The following is a 14,151-nucleotide window of genomic DNA, read 5'->3' as shown; positions in this document are numbered from 1 at the left end:
CAACTTGGGAAGATAAAGCAGCTTATGATCAAAAAGCTCAAGAATTAGTTTCTAAATTCAAAGAAAACTTCAAAAAATTCGAAGGCTTCGACGCTCAATTAGCTGAACTTGGCGGACCATTAAAATAATCATATAAATCAAAAAGAGTTGCTTATATTAAGCAGCTCTTTTTTTGTCTAGCCAAAAGTCCTTTATGAACTCCGCATTCACCCATTTTCTCCTCCCGCATAGGCTAATTGTATATTTTTACCTAGGAGGGATTTAATGAAAATTAAATGGTTAGTTGTTTTATTTTTATTAGTTGCTTCTATTTTAGGAGCTTGTTCAAAAGATACAACTAAAAATGGTAATACAAAGGTTAGAGTTGCGGAAGTTACACGCTCACTATTTTATGCTCCTGAATACGTTGCGATTAGTGAAGGTATATTTAAAAAGCATGGATTGGACGTTGAATTAACAACTACTTTTGGCGGAGATAAAACGATGACTGCAGTTCTTTCTGGCGGTACTGATATCGGATTGGTAGGACCAGAAACAACAATTTATGTTTACTCTCAAGGAGCAAATGATCCAGTAAAAAGCTTTGCACAACTAACTCAAACTGATGGAACGTTTTTAGTTGCAAGGAATCAAACTGGGCCATTTAGTTGGGATCAACTTAAAGGCAAAACATTTTTAGGTCAGCGTAAAGGTGGCATGCCACAAATGGTTGGCGAATATGTGTTGAGTAAACATGGGATAAATCCTCATAAAGATTTAAACCTTATTCAAAATATTGACTTCGCAAATATAGCGAATGCATATGCATCAGGTACTGGTGAATATGTTCAATTATTTGAGCCGACAGCTAGTATTATGGAAAAAGAAGGTAAAGGTAAAATCGTTGCATCATTTGGTCTAGAGTCTGGAAAAGTTCCATACACAGCATTTATTGCAAAGGAAAGTTTTTTAAAGAAAAATGCAAAAACAGCACAAAAATTTACAGATGCTATTTATGAAGCTCAGCAATGGGTTGATTCACATTCAGCAGAAGAAATTGCAAAAAGTGTAGCACCATTCTTTAAAGACACACCTTTAGATATTTCAATAAAAGTAATTGATCGATATAAATCGCAAAACTCTTACGCAACAAATCCAATTTTAGATGAAGATGAGTGGAATAATCTTCAAACAATAATGAAAAATGCAGGAGAATTGCCAAAATTTTAGATTTAAACCTTATTCAAAATATTGACTTCGCAAATATAGCGAATGCATATGCATCAGGTACTGGTGAATATGTTCAATTATTTGAGCCGACAGCTAGTATTATGGAAAAAGAAGGTAAAGGTAAAATCGTTGCATCATTTGGTCTAGAGTCTGGAAAAGTTCCATACACAGCATTTATTGCAAAGGAAAGTTTTTTACGAACCGAATGTTTATCCTCTTAGTTTAGACGATTAGAAAACACCTGTTTTTCAGAACCCAAAGTCAGTTGAGGAGCACAGAAACGGTAATGTACACAACTGACATGCAAAGCAATGAGGACAAGAGTTTTCCAAGAATTTAAACTAATCTTTATTAATGTATAGAATTGCGTTACTCAATAGACCTAAACCTATTCCAATACCAAAACCAATAAATCCACCAGCGATTAAATGGGATGTAAAATAACCTACACCTAACCCAATCGTTAATCCTAAAATTACAAAAGCACCATAAAAAATACCAACTGCTTCTTCATGTCTCATAAGGTCATTCCCTCCTTTAAGTAAAATAAAATAATGATTGTCATCATGAATTACATTATTTAGCGTAAAGTTAATATAACATTGTTTCGTTACTTTAACAATATACAAATTTAAATTTATTGTATCTTTTTATAAATCCATTTTAAATAATCCGTATATAATGATTGATGAGTCTAGATGATTCATCATAGAGCTTCATCAAAACGCCTTTTTAGTAATGAATAAACCATCATTCAATTTTATTGATTGGGAGGCTAAGTGTAGCAAACAAAACATTGTTGTGTTGATTGTTCTTTGAAAATAAATTTTAGTATATCGTCTAGTTTTTACTTTTTATCATTTTATAACCGAGACCAATTGTACTAATTAAGAATAGCCATGCTGCAAATTGAAACATAAATTGAATATCGATTGAATCAAAAAGTATACCTACACCAATAATGCATAAAGCTGTCACGAATGACGTCCAAAATAAATAACTCCTATAGAAATCTGATGATGCATTCAGAAATAGTTTTTTTTCAGCGATTTTGAACAAAGCAGTAAATCCACCAAATAAAACTTGCCCAATATAGACCAATTTAATATTTTCGATCACCGGTAATGAAAAGAACAATAAACTACAAAATAAAGAATGTAGCATCATTAATCCATACGGAGAGAAGCGATCAGCAAATCGACCGCCAAAATAAACTACTACACTTAAACTTAATGAAAACAATCCATACAATAAACTAAATACATCATATGTATCCCCAATATTCCTTAAAAAGAGCACATAATAAGGAAAGACTAACGAACTACCAAATCCAATTACACTTAGTAAAGCGATTAAAAAACGATTCATCCTTATTACTCCCCATAGTTTTCATAAAAAGTATTCATAAATACTTTATCTGGATCGAATTCTCTCTTCTTTTTAAAAAACTCTTCCGTTCTAGGATATGCTTTTAACATTTCCTCCTTTGACTGATAAGGATAATAAGGTAAATAGTACGTTCCATGATGATCAATTGTTATGTCTGTCCATTTCTGAATGGCTTTTGTTGCGGATTGAATCGATTCCTTATCCCTTCCATGCTGAATTAAAACAACAAAAGCAAACATATCTTCTTTCGCATAATTCATGACTGTTTCATCATCTTTTTCGACATAACGAATTGTTATATTTAAAACATTTAAATCATTTTCATATTGTAAATAGTCTCTTACGTCGTCAATATAAGGAACAAATTCATGTACTGGTACGAAAAACTCTTGTAACACCTGCGTATCTTGGCGATCACCAAACTCCATAAATTTACTTTCGGAACGCATTACATTATTGCGAGTTTCATAGTTTCCATTAATAGAATGAATAAATTGATATTGCAACTTCCAAAAAACATCTTTCCCGATATCTGATGTTCTAGACATTCCTAATGCGAGCTTCGGTAAAAAAGAAGAATGATCTTCCTTCAATGTTTTATCTGAATCTGATATTTTACGAGTTGTATCCATATAATTAATGGCATAAACTTGATCTAAAAAATGATCTGGAGCAACAGATATTCTTCCAATGTGCATTTTGGCATCTTTATTACCTAAAACATTCTTTTTAAAATAATCTGGATACTGATTAGTATCCAGTGTTTTTGTTTCAACTTTGTATAATTCATTATTTGTCAATTGAAGTTCTACTTCTAAAATAACGCCAAATAATCCATAACCGCCTAATACATAAGAAAATAAATCACTATTTTCAGTTCGACTTATCTTAATCACTTTTCCTTCAGGAGTTAGTAATGTAAACCAATTAACTGTGCTCGCTAAAGAATGATTTCGAATATCACGTCCATGTGCGTTTACACTTAATGAACCACCAACTGAAAATATTTCTTGAGACTGAGTTACTTTTAATGCTAGATTATAAGGATTAATTGCTTTTTGAATATCTCCCCAAGTTGCACCGCTTTCAACGATGACCGTTTTGTGGACAGGATCCACTTTTTTCACCTTATTAAAAGATTTTAAATCAATTACGACCCCATCTTTATAATATGTATGCCCCCCTTGACTATGTCGTTGACCTGCAATTGAGACTGTCTTACCTTGCTTTTTCGCATTCATTACGATTTTCTCTAACTGTTCAACCTCTTCACCTTTTACTACACGATCAATTTTAGTTGGTAAAAGATGTCCAACATCATCGATCATACCTGACTTTAATGGAGCTGGTTTATTCCAAAGCGTATGAAAAACTGTAAAAAACACCGTTAAAAGGAGTATTCCTACAATTATTTTTTTCCCCAAATCCATTACCTCCTAAAATAAATGAACATAAAAAAGACGTGATTACAATAATGTATGCACGTCTCAGACTGTTGACAAGCGTTTTCAATCAGTCTGATTATCAGATAAATAGGACTTTGTCTATACACTGATACGTGATTACAATAAGGTATGCACGTCTTTTTTGATTAACTAAACCACCCGATCATCCGATTAACATCTTTTTCATCTAAATGTCGAACTTGATAAGTATGTCCATACTGACTTGATAAAATTGTGATATAAATCGATTTAAGTCTTGCTCTTTTTTGAAAGAAACTTTGTTCACCTATTAGTACTTGAATTCTTTCTTTAGGTAAAATTGCCGTAGTTCTCGAAAAGTAACCAGATTGAAGAATGACAGTTCGGTCTAATAAAGTATAACCCGCATTTCTATAGGCTAATTCTGCTATAAAAATACCAATTAATACAATTCCATATGCCCAGAATTGAACAAAAGGTAGTAATACAATTCCACTCGCTATTAAAAGAAAGGTTAAAATCATTCTTATATAATACGTTTTACGAGCTCTTTTTGGTGCACGTTTTGAAATTTCATCGTAATGAATAGAAGGAATGAAGTTTTTTAAGAATAACTGAACGTCCTTCGTTTTAATAAAAGGATGAAGAACATGTCTTCCTTGTTCCTGCTTATCCCCCATTCCAACAGCCTCAACATAAATCGTTGCGTATCCAAACAATTGACGAAGCAACCCTTCTTTAACGACAACACCTTGAATTCGTTTAATCGAAACCGTGAATTCATTTTTTTCAAATAAACCTCTCGAAATAATAATCCGATTATCTCTTCTTTGGACAGTAAAATTTGCAAATTTTAAGATATATCTTATTGTAGAAAAGATTAAAGCTAGTAATAAAGAACCTAAAAATGCGATGAAATACATCATATAAGTGAAGGTTGTAATTTGGTTATAAATTGCCACATATAAACTATGAGGTAACAAATCCTCAATCTGAGAAAATAATGAAGCTAAAACGGCAAAAGCAATTCCAACCTCAAATGAAGTAATACCAGCTAAAAAAAGTTTTTTCGTTTCAATCGTCAAACTAATATCAATGGAAGAATCTACTTGTACACTATTTTCTTCAGTTACAACCGATTCTACTTTTTTCTTTTTAGAATTTAATATTTCATTTTTTAATGCAAGTGCCTCATCCTTTGGTATTGCATTTAATATACCTTCAGCCTTCTTTCCACCTGCTGTTTCAATTCTTACACTAACCACATTAAAAAACTGTTGGATAAATCCAGCATTAATTGAAATCGATTGAATTCGTTCTTTTTGGATAAATGTATTTTCAATTACAAATAATCCTGAACGAATGCGAAATTCATCTTCAGTTACATAATAGGTAAAGCGATACCATTTTATAATCGCAGAAGCAACTGGAAGTACCACTAGCAAGATAGCAAACAAATATTGGAACATCGATCCTTTTCCACCAGAAACTAACAGAATGATCAGTGGGATAATAATGTTTTTTATTTGCTCTAAAAAAACGGAAAGAATATATGCTGGATGTTGTCGCTTCGGCTCAAACATCATCATCACTTATCCTTGCCAAATAGATAATTTTATCTCTAAGCTTCTCAGCAACGTGGTGTTCTAGTCCTTCGATTTTATGTGTAGTAGCAGCCGTGGAAATATTCACTGTAGATAAACCGTAACGTCGTAGCAAAGGTCCTACTTCCGTCGTTACGTGTTGAACTCTGACCATAGGAATAACGATACGTTTAATAACAAAAATTCCTTTTTGAATTTCTAACTCATTTTCGTAAATTTCATATGCAGTATATTTCAATTTTAGTGTAGGTAAAAATAATGTTAATAAAAGGATTAACGCTAAAACGACACCTGAAATAATCATTAAAATGATAAATGAAAGTGAAAAATGTCTCATAAGAAAATAATAGATAAATGGTATTGCAACTAGAGAGAGACTACTAAGTAGTGATGTAATTCTCCATACAGACCTCATCTTTAGAGATGGTCTTTGTGATGGAACTGATCTCATTTAATCACCTTTTCTATCTCAAAAATCTATTACATAGTATATCATAACATGAGACATTCTTTTCACAAACCTACTATTTGTCGACATTTAGAAAAAAAGGTAATTTCTCCCACACTTTAAGTGCAGGAAAAAGGAAAGGCAGGTTCAAGGTGAAATCCCCTGCTTTCCCTGCCTCTCCTGCTCTTTCACATACCTTCAATTACCTTAGCTTGTCCTTCTACAATCTCTGCAAATTTTTCCATTGAAGTAGAATACTTTATATAAATTCTAGGTAAAAGATAGTTTTCATTTTTACTACCTTTTTCAGTAAAATATTTTGGATTAGTTGTTACTGCAAAGGAATAGTATTTCTTCGTTTCTTCTATTACTTTATCATTATAATAACTATATGGGTAAGCTAATGTAATAACAGGTTTTGCTGTGATTGATTGAATTTTATCTCTTGAACCCTTTAATTCATGTGTAAAATCTTCTATTTTTCTTAAATCAGGATGGGTAGCAGTATGCGATTGGATCGAAAACAATCCTGAATCTGACATCTTTTTTAAATCAGCACTAGATAAACGATCTGGCCACCCAATATAGTCTGATATCGCAAAAATAGTTGCCTTTGGTTTAAATTGATCAGTTTTTAACTTTTGAAAGATTTTAAATGCATTTAAATTGTTTTTATATCCATCATCTAAGGTTATAAAGATCGGTTTCTTTACTTTATTACGATCTCCCCATTGCTCAAATGTTAGAGGCGTAAAACCATGATTACGTAAATAAATCATTTGTTTCTCAAAGTTCTCTGGAGATACATATAAATCAATCACACCATGTCCCATAAATTCATCAATGGAATGATAAATTAAAATTGGAATTTTTTGCTCAGCATGTATTCTTCCAGGCAATTGGGTCCACAAAATCAAACAAAGAAAAAATATAAATACCTTCCTCATAATACTCCTCACTTTTTCTTTTTTATGATTTAGTATCCCTAAATACGAAAAGTCTATCAGATTTTTTAGAGCAAAAAAAATGACAGGGGGTAGCATTTAGGAAAAAAATAAATACTTTTCCTAGTTTCACCCCTGCCTTAATCTTTCGTTAGTAAGATCATATGCTAAATCTTTCACCCAACCATTCATATCTTCTATTTATCAAATATATAGCAATTATTTGTGAGCCGACCTGTATATAGCTGCACTCATTCAGTTTCATCTTCCTCAATCCACGCATCACTATTTCGTCTAGTATTAACCTTGTATTTCGTATAAAAACTCAAATTATTTCCATGAAAATATTTATATACCTCAGCCTCTTTTACAAAACCAATTCTTGTAAAGTTACATAATCGTCTACTCTAGTTTTTATAATTATTTTTGTATACTGGTTCGAAGTACTTTTATTTATATAGGGAAGTAAGGCTTTCACGTTACCGCGATAGTCATCCACTCTATTCCGTTCATTAAAATAATCAAAACAACTATCTGCTATAAAGTTTTCGTTTACGATCCACTTATTTTCAAAAAAGATCTCATTTTTCTACTCCACACCAATCTAGTAATGTGTAGGCAATTACCTCCGAGCAGTGAAATAATTCATCTAAATCAATGTATTCATATGGGTAATGTGCAACTTTTGTTTCACCGGGACCAAATACAATTGTTGGAATTTGTTTTATTTGTGTATATAATCAAATCCATTTTTGATCACTCCCAACGATGGACAATCACACTAGGATTCACAAATAGTGGCGCGCCGGTTTTCTCTATAACGTCACTGATCAAATAAGGAGCCATTACTTCATTTAACCAAAGCTCACCACTTTCTTTTTTCACTTCAATTACTGCCATTTCCGTAATGATTAAATCCACACATTTTGGTGATGTCAAAGGAAGTGTGCATTCTGAAACAATTTTTGGTTCACCATTTTTATTTGTATGGTTCATTAATACAATTACTTTTTTAGATTTTTGAGCTAAGTCCATCGCACCACCTATACCAGGTACCCTTTTACCAGGAACAATCCAATTTGCTAAATCACCCTTTTGACTTACTTCTAAGGCACCAAGTACAGTTAAATCCAAAAGACCCTTTCTAATAATTGCAAAAGCGATACTACTATCAAAATAACTAGAACCTGGAATTAGTGTGACTGGTAATCCTGCTGCATTACATAAATTCCCATCTTCTTCACCTTTGTTTGGCGTTGGCCCTAACCCTAACACACCATTTTCAGCATGGAACATGACATGACAATCATCTGGTAAATAATTTGGAATAAGTGAAGGAATACCAATTCCAAGGTTCACGATCATACCGCTCTTGACTTCTTCAGCTGCCCGTTTTGCCATCATTTCACGAGGATTTATTTTTCCCAAACCCACTTCCAATTCACTCCTTCCGATTGAACAATATAGTTTACAAATGCACCAGGAACAATAATTTCCTCAGGATTTAATTCTCCTAATGGAACAATTTCTTCCACCTCTGCAATTGTTAAATTTCCAGCCATCGCAACATAGGGATTCGAGTTCCGAGCACTTTTATCAAAAACTAGATTCCCAAACGGATCTGCTTTTTTGGCATAAACGATTGATACATCAGAAATTAAGGGTGTTTCAACTAGGTATTCCTTTCCGAAGACTGTCACTCTTTGTTTATCAATATCAATGACACTATCAATTCCGATATCTACTAATACACCACCTAATCCTACGCCACCCGCACGTACTCGTTCAATAAAAGTTCCTTGAGGGCTAAATTCAATTTCGAGCGTACCATCTGTCATTTGTTTGCCTGCATTCGGATTGGATCCAATATGAGTAGTAATCATTTTTTTAACTCTTTTGGCTGTCACTAACTGCCCAATACCAACATCAGGAAAGCCCGTATCATTTCCAATAAGTGTAAGATTTTTAACACCCTTGTCTAAAATGCCTTTTATTAAAGTTGGAGGGTTTCCTATTCCTCCGAAACCACCAAACATCAAAACCATTTCATCTTTAAAATATGGTAAAGCTTCTTCAATACTAATCATTTTGCCAAAAGTATTAATAGCCATTACACTCCCCCCTTTACCTCTTCTTTTAACACATTGAATACTTGCATCAATAAGGTTAATAATTCATCTACTTGTTGATCAGTAATGATTAATGGTGGTGAAAGTAAAAAACTATTTTCAGATTTACCGTAAGGGCCACTAACCGCAGGATATAGTAATAACCCTTTATTTTTAGCAACCTCAATGACATGATTTGTTAAACTATTAAAATTAAAAAAGACTTCATTAAGCTCAATTCCGATAAGTAGCCCTTCTCCTCGAACGTCAAATATGAAAGGATATTTTTTCTGCCATTCTCTTATTTTTAATCGAATCTTCTCACCTTGTACTTTCGCATTTTGAACTAATCCATTTTTTTCAACATAGTTTAATACGGTCAATGCTATATTTGCAGAAAGTGGATTCGCACTAAATGTATGTCCACTCATTACGAGACGACTTCCTTCTAAAATTGGTTTCATAACACGATCACTTGCTATTGCTACAGCAATCGGTGTATAACCAGCCGCTAATCCTTTACCGAGTACAAGTATGTCTGGTATACACTTCCAATGACTAATTCCGAACATTTCTCCAGTTCTACCAATACCTGTCATTACTTCATCTGCAATAAATAACACATCGTTTTTTTCGCAAATATCTTTTATTTTTTCGTAATAGTCTTTAGGTGGAGTTAATGCAGCTCCGGCAGCACCGACGATCGGTTCAGCTATAAAAGCAGCAACATTCTCTGAACCTAATTTTTGAATTGTTCGCTCAAGAGCAGTTGCACAAAGCAGTCCACAATTCTCAGGTTTCAATTCATAAGGACATCGCTTACAATACGGAGCTTCTACCATTGGATAATCTTCTAGTAAACTCGTAAATCGTTTCCTTCTAAAAGGGTGTCCTGACATAGATAATGAGCCAATCGTTATACCATGGTAACTCATACTTCTTGAAATAATTTTCGTTTTCGTATGAATGCCTCTTTCTTGAAAATGTTGTATTGCCATTTTCATAGCTGTTTCAGTAGCTTCCGTGCCACTATTCACAAAAAAACTCCAATTTAAATCTCCCGGTGCAAGCTTACCTATTTTTTCTGCTAATAATTCCGCTGGTTCACTAGTAAACTGAGATCTATATACAAACGCTACTTTAGAAGCCTGTTTTACCATTTCATCAATTATTTCTTTCACACCATGACCTATACTTGCAGCTACAGCACCTGAAGAACCATCAATGTATTTCTTTCCTTGCTTGTCCCATAAGTAGATTGATTCTCCTCGATCAATTGTTGGATAGTTTTCGCCAACTAGTGGTTTTATTAAATACTCTCTTTTGGTCATACTACCCCACCATCTTTCAGTTATGTTTCATTACTTAAATATATTTAAATGATGATGAGGTTAGAATAGAGAAAATTATTTGGATGATCAGAACGGCAAGGAAAACAAATAGGCTAGAAATACTGAAATAAAATCAACAAAATTCCACTAATAAATTTAATTCTTTCCTTATTCAAAATAAAAAGGCCACGTATAAATACGTGACCTTACTGCGTATTCTTAATATTTTACTACTTTTTATTACCAAACTTCATCATAAAGTAATAACTTATTTTTGGAAATAATGAGTACATCTTTGCACCAAATCCCATCCAAGATGGTAAATCAATTTCATGCACATTATGGCCGATTAACGAAATAACTTTTGATGCTACTTTTTCTGGGTCGAGCATCATTTTACGAACTGATTTTGCATATGTCCCAGATTCATCTGCAATATCGAAGAACGGTGTATCCATTGGGCCAGGATTAACATTTGTGATAAAGATTCCATCTTTCTCTACTTCTTGCCTTAAAGCATTACTGAATCCTAGTACAGCATGTTTGGAACCTGCATAAGCAGCAGCCTTTGAAGTTGCAATCTTACCTGCTAATGAAGCTATATTAATGATATGTCCTTTTCCTTTAAGCTTCATAGAAGTAAGTGCCAATTTGGAACAATTCATTACTCCAAAAACATTTACATCAAACATTTGCTTCATATCTTGAAGTGACATTTGTTCAACTGTTTGAAAAAGTCCATACCCTGCATTATTTATTAAAACATCGATTCCATCAAATTGCTCTTCTATTTGTTGAAAAGCATCATACACTGCATTTTCATCTGTCACATCTACAATAAAATAATGACATTTTACAGGAAAATCTTCTTGAATTTTTTCTTTTAAGTTTTTTAGTTCAGCTTCTCTTCTTGCAATCAAAACGATATTAGCACCTTTTTTTGCTGCAGTTAAAGCTAAATCTTTACCTAAACCACTAGAAGCACCTGTTATTACAACTGTTTGGTTACTTAACCTCAAAAATTTCCACCTCTATTATTGACTGACTGAATGTTCATTCGTTTTATACTCAAGTATACCATTATTTCTTTCACTTAAACGAATAAAACCTAGATTTTCCAGGTAGTCAAGTTGACCAATTGTTTCTGATAAAGTAAGTGAAAGCTGTTTCTGATAAATTTTAGGAAATAACATTTGGCAAACTTCAAATGCGGTTAATGGTTGTTTTTTAATCATCTCGAGTACTTTATCAGCTCTAGCTTTTTGCTTATCTAACCTGCTTTCAACTAACCCTTTGACATCTGTAACTGGCTCGCCGTGTCCAGTATATAATTTTGTAATTGGAAGTTCAGCTATTCTTTGTAAAGAATCATTATATTGAAGTAATGGTTTTACACGTTCTATCTCACCATTTAATGGTGGCTCTAAAATAGGATTTGATGAAACCTTATCTAATAATAAATCTCCTCCAAAAACAATCCCATCATCTTCACTATATAAAGAAATATGAGAAGTTGCATGACCAGGTGTATACAGTACTTTTAAACCAAATAAACTATCAATTCGATCACCTTCACCAATAATATCAGTTAATGAACGTTTACTAGTATACGGCATTTTCTCTATCGTACGTGGCATTTTTTTGACAAACTCTTCAGGTACACCATAAATCATTGCGTTTTCAACAAAATATTCATAATAGTAATCTAAAAAAGATTGTTCCTGAGTTAAATAAGGAATATTTCGTTCATGTCCTAAAATCTTTACGTCTTCTTTAAACTCATCTAATAGTCCTGCATGATCTGGATGATGATGCGTCAAAACGATTTGCTCAATATCTTCTAGCTGATAACCGATTCTTTTTAATTCACTTTTAAGTGTATCAAGTGTTTCAGGTGTATTTGTTCCTGTATCGATTAAAGTCAATAAATCTCCTTCAACTAAAAAAACATTCACTGTATTCATAGCATACGGTACCGGGAGAGTAATTTGGTGAATCTTATTTTCAGGTATCATCCTTATTCCTCCTTATCTGAATCTTCTTAAAGTTTATTCTAATATACATTTTCAAAAATACAAACAATGATGCTTTAGAAATTTCTTTCTAAACAATACCTAAAGAACTTCTCTAATTATCGCGAAACTCATTAAAATCAATAAAATACCGCTTTTCACAACTCTAAAAATCATCAATTACTACATTACATCATACTCCTAACTAAAATTTTACAAAATTTTTTAGATAAAATAAATAAAAGCTTCTTGTCAACAAGGAATATGGCTAACGTTTCTCTAATATAAATATCTATTACAATAAAGGTGAGGTGAGTGTAATGTTTCTAGGAAAAGTTGCGTTTATTGGAGCAGGCAGTATTGCAGAAGCATTAATTGCTGGATTATTAGAAAGTGGATATATTGAAAACGATCAAATTGCAATCTCAAACAGAGAGGACCTTGACCGTTTAGATATTTTACATACTAAGTATGGGGTATTAGCTACGCCCAACCGTCAGTTAGCAATTACTGGATCAAGTGTAGTATTTTTAGCTATAAAACCTAAAGATATTGCAGTCGCTCTTGAACAAAGTAAACATCTTCTAAATGAAAATCAATTAATTATTTCTTTAGTTGCTGGTGTTTCGATTAGTACAATAAAACAACTAATCGGAAATGAAAATATGAATATCATACGAGCAATGCCGACTACTTCAGCTTTAGTTCGAAAATCAGCTACAGCTCTTGCCTTTCCAGATGATGTACCATTTGAAAAAGTACAGATCGCAAAAAGATTATTTGAGAGAGTTGGAATTGTTGCAAAAGTTGAAGAAGACGAATTGCACGCAATGACGGGCTTATTTGGTAGTGGTCCAGCGTATATTTACTATGTAGTCGAACAGTTTGAACGAGCTGCCATGGCTCTAGGAATTCATCGTGATATCGCCAAACCATTTATTCAACAAACACTAATTGGCTCAATTACGATGATACAAGAAACGAATAAATCGCCACTTACGCTTAGAAAAAAGGTAACAAGTCCAAATGGCACTACACAAGCAGGAATATCCGTTCTTGAGGACCGTGAAGTAGCTAATTCATTTTTAAACTGTTTTATCGAAGCAACTGTACGATCACGTGAAATCCAAGAGGAATTTGAAAAAATAAATAAAATTTAATTAGCTTGTCATGACTCTCCACTTTAGATAATAGAATGATACAGGTAACTGTGTTGTCCTAAGGGGGAGAGTTTTCTGATGAAAATAACTAACAATCGGGTATTACGAGCAAGTATTAAGCGTATTCTCATCACAATTGCTTTAATCGTTACACTCATTTTACTTGTTGGCTTTCTAACAGTCAGTTATGTTGTTGGCAATTCAATGGTAGAAGCAAAAGACAAACCACTTAGCTACCCTCAAAAAGTAACTACTCTCCTACTATTAAAAATCGATTCGATGAAGAAAAATTAAATGAACTAGTTAGAACGTACATATGTAATCTATCAGTTATAAAATCAGATGAGGATGCGATCTGTTGACTTCCACTACAGGGTACTCGCTTTCCGTGGGGCGTGAGCTCGCACGCCTGCGGGGTCTCAGCCTTCCCGCATCTCCCACAGGAGTCGAGCACCCTTTCGCTCCAATCTCTTTATTAATATAAAAGTGTATTTTTATATTTATCATAACTACTTCATGAGT

General features: G+C 33.1%; 14 protein-coding genes and 2 pseudogenes. 4 read left to right on the top strand and 12 right to left on the bottom strand.

The window, feature by feature from the left end:
* Positions 1-264 precede the first annotated feature (264 nt).
* The gene (locus B7R67_RS05460; RefSeq protein ID WP_088068304.1) at positions 265-1,209 is read left to right on the top strand and encodes an ABC transporter substrate-binding protein; all 945 of its coding nucleotides are present in this window, start codon (positions 265-267) and stop codon (positions 1,207-1,209) included.
* A pseudogene (locus B7R67_RS21870) lies at positions 1,209-1,415 on the top strand (ABC transporter substrate-binding protein); the annotation flags it as partial. The gene B7R67_RS05460 and the pseudogene B7R67_RS21870, both read left to right, overlap by 1 nt.
* Positions 1,416-1,550: 135 nt before the next feature.
* Here B7R67_RS21870 and B7R67_RS05455 read toward each other — a convergent pair.
* From B7R67_RS05455 to B7R67_RS05405, 12 genes and pseudogenes are all read right to left on the bottom strand, one after another.
* On the bottom strand, positions 1,551-1,730 hold the full coding sequence (locus tag B7R67_RS05455) for a hypothetical protein (protein ID WP_088068302.1): 180 nt from the start codon (positions 1,728-1,730) through the stop codon (positions 1,551-1,553).
* A 319-nt stretch (positions 1,731-2,049) separates the two neighbouring features.
* The gene (locus B7R67_RS05450) at positions 2,050-2,577 is read right to left on the bottom strand and encodes an MFS transporter (protein WP_088068301.1); all 528 of its coding nucleotides are present in this window, start codon (positions 2,575-2,577) and stop codon (positions 2,050-2,052) included.
* A gap of 5 nt (positions 2,578-2,582) precedes the next feature.
* Positions 2,583-4,022, bottom strand: coding sequence for an FAD-binding oxidoreductase (locus tag B7R67_RS05445; protein WP_407920376.1), 1,440 nt, complete (start codon positions 4,020-4,022; stop codon positions 2,583-2,585).
* Positions 4,023-4,189: 167 nt separating this feature from the next.
* Positions 4,190-5,608 carry a PH domain-containing protein gene (locus B7R67_RS05440; protein WP_158095035.1) on the bottom strand — a complete coding sequence of 473 codons (1,419 nt, stop codon included), beginning with the start codon at positions 5,606-5,608 and terminating at the stop codon, positions 4,190-4,192.
* Positions 5,598-6,077: a PH domain-containing protein gene (locus B7R67_RS05435; protein WP_088068295.1), complete on the bottom strand. Its 480-nt coding sequence runs from the start codon at positions 6,075-6,077 to the stop codon at positions 5,598-5,600. Before B7R67_RS05435 ends, B7R67_RS05440 begins: the two co-directional genes overlap by 11 nt.
* Positions 6,078-6,262: 185 nt before the next feature.
* Complete coding sequence (locus B7R67_RS05430) at positions 6,263-6,973, bottom strand: polysaccharide deacetylase family protein (protein WP_328587366.1); 711 nt, start codon at positions 6,971-6,973, stop codon at positions 6,263-6,265.
* Between the two features lie 626 nt (positions 6,974-7,599).
* Positions 7,600-7,758: pseudogene (locus tag B7R67_RS22465) on the bottom strand (peptidase); the annotation flags it as partial.
* 16 nt (positions 7,759-7,774) lie between these two features.
* Positions 7,775-8,452: a 3-oxoacid CoA-transferase subunit B gene (locus tag B7R67_RS05425; RefSeq protein ID WP_088068291.1), complete on the bottom strand. Its 678-nt coding sequence runs from the start codon at positions 8,450-8,452 to the stop codon at positions 7,775-7,777.
* Entirely contained in the window at positions 8,434-9,063 is a 630-nt protein-coding gene (locus B7R67_RS05420) for a CoA transferase subunit A (protein ID WP_235822098.1), read from the bottom strand. Before B7R67_RS05420 ends, B7R67_RS05425 begins: the two co-directional genes overlap by 19 nt.
* Before the next feature lie 65 nt (positions 9,064-9,128).
* Positions 9,129-10,457 (bottom strand): aspartate aminotransferase family protein, encoded by a 1,329-nt coding sequence (locus B7R67_RS05415; protein WP_088068287.1) that lies wholly within the window; start codon positions 10,455-10,457, stop codon positions 9,129-9,131.
* 230 nt (positions 10,458-10,687) lie between these two features.
* Positions 10,688-11,476 carry an SDR family NAD(P)-dependent oxidoreductase gene (locus B7R67_RS05410; protein ID WP_088068286.1) on the bottom strand — a complete coding sequence of 263 codons (789 nt, stop codon included), beginning with the start codon at positions 11,474-11,476 and terminating at the stop codon, positions 10,688-10,690.
* A gap of 15 nt (positions 11,477-11,491) precedes the next feature.
* On the bottom strand, positions 11,492-12,472 hold the full coding sequence (locus tag B7R67_RS05405) for an MBL fold metallo-hydrolase (RefSeq protein WP_088068284.1): 981 nt from the start codon (positions 12,470-12,472) through the stop codon (positions 11,492-11,494).
* Positions 12,473-12,789: 317 nt separating this feature from the next.
* Here B7R67_RS05405 and proC point away from each other — a divergent pair, with 317 nt between their 5' ends.
* Together proC and B7R67_RS05395 are read left to right on the top strand one after the other, a co-directional pair.
* On the top strand, positions 12,790-13,629 hold the full coding sequence (proC, locus tag B7R67_RS05400; RefSeq protein ID WP_088068281.1) for a pyrroline-5-carboxylate reductase: 840 nt from the start codon (positions 12,790-12,792) through the stop codon (positions 13,627-13,629).
* Between the two features lie 78 nt (positions 13,630-13,707).
* A complete protein-coding gene (locus B7R67_RS05395) occupies positions 13,708-13,923 on the top strand; it encodes a hypothetical protein (protein ID WP_088068279.1) in 216 nt (71 codons plus the stop codon).
* Positions 13,924-14,151: the final 228 nt, after the last annotated feature.

It is taken from the genome of Gottfriedia luciferensis (genome assembly GCF_002156865.1).
Taxonomy (GTDB): Bacteria; Bacillota; Bacilli; order Bacillales; family Bacillaceae_G; genus Gottfriedia; species Gottfriedia luciferensis.
This window is presented reverse-complemented; position numbering and strand designations above follow the sequence as displayed.

What these genes read in the sequence shown, in the direction of transcription:
- B7R67_RS05420 (WP_235822098.1), bottom strand. Translation starts at nt 9,063, where the DNA reads ATGGTTTTGATGTTTGGTGGTTTCGGAGGAATAGGAAACCCTCCAACT.
- B7R67_RS05405 (WP_088068284.1), bottom strand. Translation starts at nt 12,472, where the DNA reads ATGATACCTGAAAATAAGATTCACCAAATTACTCTCCCGGTACCGTAT.
- B7R67_RS05435 (WP_088068295.1), bottom strand. Translation starts at nt 6,077, where the DNA reads ATGAGATCAGTTCCATCACAAAGACCATCTCTAAAGATGAGGTCTGTA.
- B7R67_RS05460 (WP_088068304.1), top strand. Translation starts at nt 265, where the DNA reads ATGAAAATTAAATGGTTAGTTGTTTTATTTTTATTAGTTGCTTCTATT.
- B7R67_RS05450 (WP_088068301.1), bottom strand. Translation starts at nt 2,577, where the DNA reads ATGAATCGTTTTTTAATCGCTTTACTAAGTGTAATTGGATTTGGTAGT.
- B7R67_RS05395 (WP_088068279.1), top strand. Translation starts at nt 13,708, where the DNA reads ATGAAAATAACTAACAATCGGGTATTACGAGCAAGTATTAAGCGTATT.
- B7R67_RS05415 (WP_088068287.1), bottom strand. Translation starts at nt 10,457, where the DNA reads ATGACCAAAAGAGAGTATTTAATAAAACCACTAGTTGGCGAAAACTAT.
- proC (WP_088068281.1), top strand. Translation starts at nt 12,790, where the DNA reads ATGTTTCTAGGAAAAGTTGCGTTTATTGGAGCAGGCAGTATTGCAGAA.
- B7R67_RS05440 (WP_158095035.1), bottom strand. Translation starts at nt 5,608, where the DNA reads ATGATGTTTGAGCCGAAGCGACAACATCCAGCATATATTCTTTCCGTT.
- B7R67_RS05455 (WP_088068302.1), bottom strand. Translation starts at nt 1,730, where the DNA reads ATGAGACATGAAGAAGCAGTTGGTATTTTTTATGGTGCTTTTGTAATT.